Here is a 4,575-nt window from a genome sequence, read left to right on the forward strand (position 1 = left end):
CAGCATCCTCATCATCGTGGGTGTGGGCCTCGAGACGGTGAAGCAGATCGAGAGCCGACCGCTTCGTGGGCGGCCCGGGTCACGCGTCGGCGGGGGCGTGCGCGTGCTCAGGCGGCGACGCGCTTGGCCAGCTCCCGAGCCTTGGTGGCGGCGTCCTCCAGGGCACGCTTGCGGGAGGCCTCGTACAGGGGGACCAGGTCGGCCATCGCCGGGTTCGCGGTCGCCATGGTCAGCTCCGGGACGATGAAGTCCACCTCCATGCCGAGGCCCGTGCCGAGGGCGGCGCCGAGGTAGTTCTGCACGTACTCGAAGCCCTCGCGCGGGGTGCCCGGCGCGTAGGAGCCGCCCCGGCTGGCGACGACGGTCACCGGGGTGCCCTTGGCGGACTGGGTCTCGCCCGCGGTCCGGCCTATGAGGATCACGTTGTCCAGCCAGGCCTTGAGGGTGGAGGGAATCGAGAAGTTGTACATCGGCGCGCCTATCAGCACCGCGTCGGCCCGCTCCAGCTCCTCGATCAGCTTGACGCGCTCGGCGAACGCGGCGGCCTGCTCGGGGGTGTGGGTGGCCGAGTCGGTGAAGCCCGCGAGGTGGGCGTCGGCGGTGATATGCGGAACGGGCTGCGCCGCGAGGTCGCGGTAGATGACCGTGCCCTCGGGGTGCTCCTCCTGCCAGTGCTTGCGGAAGGACTCCGTCACCGCACGCGAGGCCGACGCCTCGGCGGGGAACACGGACGAATCGATGTGGAGCAGGGTGGCCATGGATGTCTCCAGGAAAGGGCGGGAACAGCCCGGACACCGGAAGCACGGGCTGATGTTTCGTACTGAACTACTTTTAGCACATGAACTTACTTTTCTTCAGCACCCAACGGTGAGGTAGTACTCTGACGTCATGGACGAGAACCACGACAGCGCGGCCTGCAAGCGGGTGGACGACGGCATCACCCGCGTCTTCCAGCTCCTCGGCAAGCGCTGGAGCGGACCGATCGTGGCCGTCCTGGTGGTGCAGCCCGCCTACTTCACCGACCTGCGGCGGGCCATTCCCGGCATCAGCGAACGCATGCTCTCCGACCGGCTCGCCGAACTCGGCGCCGCCGGTCTCGTCCTGCGCGAGGTCGACGAGGGCCCCCCACTGCGCGTCTCCTACCGGCTCACCGAGGCCGGCGCCGCCCTGGAACCCGCCCTCCGCGAACTGGCCGAGTGGGCCAAGTCCCACCTCCCGGACGCCCCGGAGTGCACCGGGGCCGTACCGGAACGGCCGCGCCGGGCAACGGCCTGACGCCCCTTGGACTCATGGCAGGGGACGAGGGCGCGATTGCCCTGAGTAAGCAAGACCTTCGTGAGGTCACCGCTTTCGCCGTGGCGTGCGCCGAAGTGGTGCTGGAGGTATTCGAGGCCGATCAGCCCGAGGACTCGCGGCCTCGAGACGCTGTCGGTGCCGCGTGGGAGTTCGCCCGGGGTGGTGAGCGAGGGAAGTCTTTGCGCGACACGGCGTGGGCGGCCCTCAAGGCAGCCAAGAACGCGGACACCGAGGCCGGGCGCGAGGCAGCCCGGGCAGCGATGTCCGCGGCGGGCGCCGCCTACCTGCATCCGCTGGCCAAAGCCACCCAGGTCAAGCACATTCTCGGAGCCGGCGCCCACGCGGCCAGGGCGGCCGAACTCGTTTCCGGCCACGACCCGGGCGTGGGTGCCCGATACGTCGAACGAGCGGTGCGGCGTGCGACCCCCGTCGTCGTGCAGGTGCTCAAACGCTTCCCGGCGGCACCGGCCGGCGGTGGACGGGTGGGTGAATTGATGCGCATGTTGGACACCGGCCTTCGTTCGCCCACGCTCCCTGAATGACTCCCGGCGCTCGCTACGGCCACACGGTCGGCGACCGACCCCGGCGCTGTACGGTCACCGCCCGGCCGACAGTTCGCCTTCCCCGGGTCGGAGACGGTCGTGCTCAGTCGACCGGCCAGGTGTGTACCGGGGCGTTGAGGTGCATGTAGTCGATGTACACCTCGGTCATACGGCGCAGCGCCTCGTGCCGGCCGGCGTGCGCGGTGGCGTCGACGTGGTGGAACATCTCCTTCTGCCAGACCGCGCCGTTGCGCGCGGTCACACACCGCTGCTCGATCACCCCGAGCAGCGGCTCCCGCCAGGCCGCGTCCATGCCGGAGTGCTCCAGACCCCGGTGCGCGAGCGGCAGCAGCCGGCGCAGCACCAGTTCCGGCGCCGGCACCTCGCCCATCCCGGGCCAGTACAGCGGCGCGTCGATGCCGAGCCGGGCGGCGGTGTGCAGATTGTCCTCGGCGGCGGCGAACGACATCCGCGACCACACCGGCCGGTCCTCCTCCACCAGAGCCCGGGTCAGACCGTAGTAGAACGCCCCGTTGGCGAGGGTGTCGGCGACGGTCGGGCCGGCGGGCAGCACCCGGTTCTCCACCCGGATGTGCGGCCGGTCGTGGGCGACGGCGTACACCGGCCGGTTCCAGCGGTAGATCGTGCCGTTGTGCAGGGTGAGTTCGGCCAGTTCGGGGATGTCGCCGCGGTCCAGTGTCTCCACGGGGTCCTGCGCGTCGCACAGGGGAAGGAGGGCCGGGAAGTAGCGCAGGTTCTCCTCGAACAGGTCGAAGACGCTGTTGATCCACCGCTCCCCGAACCACACCCGGGGCCGCACCCCCTGCACCTTGATCTCCTCCGGGCGGGTGTCGGTGGCCTGCTCGAACAGCGGGATCCGGGTCTCGTGCCACAGCTCCTTGCCGAACAGGAACGGCGCGTTGGCCGCGAGCGCGACCTGCACCCCGGCGATCGCCTGCGCCGCGTTCCAATAGTCGGCGAACTGCTCCGGCGACACCTGGAGATGGAACTGCGTGCTGGTGCACGCGGCCTCCGGGGTGATCGTGTCTGCGTAGGTCCGCAGCCGGTCCGTCCCGTCGATCTCTATGCGCAGATCCTCGCCGCGGGCCGCGAAGACCTGGTCGTTGAGCAGCCGGTAGCGGGGGTTCTCCGACAAGGCGTCCTCGCCGATCTCCTCCTGTCGCAGGGTGGGCAGGATCCCGACCATGATCAGTCGGGCGCCGGCCGACCGGGCCCGCTCGTCGGCGTGGTTCAGCGCGGCCCGGATCTCCGCCTCCCAGGCATCCGGACCGCCTGCGGTCAGCCGCCGGGGCGGAACGTTGATCTCCAGGTTGAACCGGCCCAGTTCGGTCGACCACGCGGGGTCGGAGATCGCCGCCAGCACATCGGTGTTGCGCATCGCCGGCTCACCGGCGTCGTCCACCAGGTTCAGTTCTATCTCCAGGCCGACCTGAGGACGTTCCGCGTCGAAACGCGCCTCGCGCAGCATCTGCGCGAGCGCCTCGAGACACGCCTGCATCTTGATCCGGTACCGGCGGCGGTCCTCGCGGGTGAAGACGAGCGCCGGGACGTCCCGTCCCATCGGCCCTCCCAGGTCCCCTCGTCGGACACCTTCTCCTCCAGCGTCGCACCGGCACGTCCCGGGCACCATGCAGGCAGGGGAGGGGCCGGGGGCGGTCGCCCGGCCGTGGTGAGGTGACCGACGGCTGCGGGCCCCGTGGCTTGACCGTGGTGGGTGCCGGCCCACACCTCCGACGGCTGGATGCCGCCGGAGCGGGGACGCAACGGGAGTGGGAGGGGGAGCGAGGGCGGTCCGGCCCACCGGGTCGTGTCGCGGTGGTCAGGACGTCTTGCGGGCCACGCCGCCGTAGAAACCTATCTCCTCGGACCGGGGCGGCGGCGGGGCGTCCGGGCGCCAGAACGGGACCTGGGCCAGGCCCGGTTCCACCAGCTCGAAACCGTCGAAGAACCGCTCCACCTCGGCCCGGCCGCGCAGGTTCAGGGAGGCGGTGGCGTTGGTGTAGACGGCCTGGGCGTCGGTGCGGTCGGCGAAGTCGCCCGTGGCGTGCGACAGCACCAGGAAGCTCCCGGCGGGCAGCGCGTCGCGCAGCGTGGCGACGATCTCGGCGGGGCGGTCCGTGTCGGCCAGGAAGTGCAGGATGGCGACGAGCAGCAGGGCCACCGGCTGATCGAAGTCGATCAGCTGGCGGATGTCGGGGTGGTCCAGCACGGCGCGCGGGTCGCGCAGGTCGCCGAGGACGATACGGGTCGTACCGGACCGGCTGAGCAGGGCGTTGCCGTGCGCGGCGACGATCGGGTCGTTGTCGACGTAGGCCACGCGGACGTCGGGCGCCACCGTCTGGGCGACCTCGTGCACGTTCGGCGACGTGGGCAGCCCGGTGCCGATGTCCAGGATCTGCCGGACCCCGCTGCCCACCACGTACCGGACGGCACGCTCCAGGAAGGCGCGGTTCGCCCGGACGCCGATGCGTGCCTCGGGGGCCGCGGCGGCGAGCGCGTCGCCCGCCCGCTGGTCCACCTCGTAGTTGTCCTTGCCACCCAGCAGATAGTCGTAGATCCGCGCGGGGTGCGGCTTGCTGGTGTCGATGGTGACGGCCTCGTAGCCGTTCTCTGTCACGCTGTGCTCCTCTCGGCGGCCGGCCCGGCCTCGGTCCGCGACGGCCGGGCCCAGCCTCCCACAGGAACTTCCGGGACGGCCACGGGAGTTCCCGCAGGC

At 71.1% G+C, this 4,575-nt stretch carries 5 protein-coding genes; 2 read left to right on the forward strand and 3 right to left on the reverse strand.

Annotated elements, in window-relative coordinates; translation table 11 throughout:
• Positions 1–107: 107 nt before the first annotated feature.
• Positions 108–758, reverse strand: a complete 651-nt coding sequence (locus H5J33_RS24510) for an FMN-dependent NADH-azoreductase (protein WP_181797047.1) — start codon at positions 756–758, stop codon at positions 108–110.
• Positions 759–888: 130 nt separating this feature from the next.
• Between H5J33_RS24510 and H5J33_RS24515 the strand changes: the two genes are divergently transcribed.
• Together H5J33_RS24515 and H5J33_RS24520 are read left to right on the forward strand one after the other, a co-directional pair.
• Positions 889–1,275 (forward strand): helix-turn-helix domain-containing protein, encoded by a 387-nt coding sequence (locus H5J33_RS24515; RefSeq protein WP_181797048.1) that lies wholly within the window; start codon positions 889–891, stop codon positions 1,273–1,275.
• 14 nt (positions 1,276–1,289) lie between these two features.
• On the forward strand, positions 1,290–1,838 hold the full coding sequence (locus tag H5J33_RS24520) for a putative immunity protein (RefSeq protein ID WP_181797049.1): 549 nt from the start codon (positions 1,290–1,292) through the stop codon (positions 1,836–1,838).
• A 103-nt stretch (positions 1,839–1,941) separates the two neighbouring features.
• Here H5J33_RS24520 and H5J33_RS24525 read toward each other — a convergent pair whose 3' ends face one another.
• A complete protein-coding gene (locus H5J33_RS24525) occupies positions 1,942–3,420 on the reverse strand; it encodes a glutamate-cysteine ligase family protein (protein WP_181797050.1) in 1,479 nt (492 codons plus the stop codon).
• Between the two features lie 258 nt (positions 3,421–3,678).
• Positions 3,679–4,476 carry an SAM-dependent methyltransferase gene (locus H5J33_RS24530; RefSeq protein ID WP_181797051.1) on the reverse strand — a complete coding sequence of 266 codons (798 nt, stop codon included), beginning with the start codon at positions 4,474–4,476 and terminating at the stop codon, positions 3,679–3,681.
• Between the last annotated feature and the right edge of the window lie 99 nt (positions 4,477–4,575).

The organism is Streptomyces sp. WELS2, assembly GCF_013870595.1.
Lineage (GTDB): Bacteria > Actinomycetota > Actinomycetes > Streptomycetales > Streptomycetaceae > Streptomyces.

Bases quoted from the DNA above. Each gene is read 5' to 3' on its own strand.
- H5J33_RS24510 (WP_181797047.1), bottom strand. From the start codon at position 758: ATGGCCACCCTGCTCCACATCGATTCGTCCGTGTTCCCCGCCGAGGCG.
- H5J33_RS24515 (WP_181797048.1), top strand. From the start codon at position 889: ATGGACGAGAACCACGACAGCGCGGCCTGCAAGCGGGTGGACGACGGC.
- H5J33_RS24520 (WP_181797049.1), top strand. From the start codon at position 1,290: ATGGCAGGGGACGAGGGCGCGATTGCCCTGAGTAAGCAAGACCTTCGT.
- H5J33_RS24525 (WP_181797050.1), bottom strand. From the start codon at position 3,420: ATGGGACGGGACGTCCCGGCGCTCGTCTTCACCCGCGAGGACCGCCGC.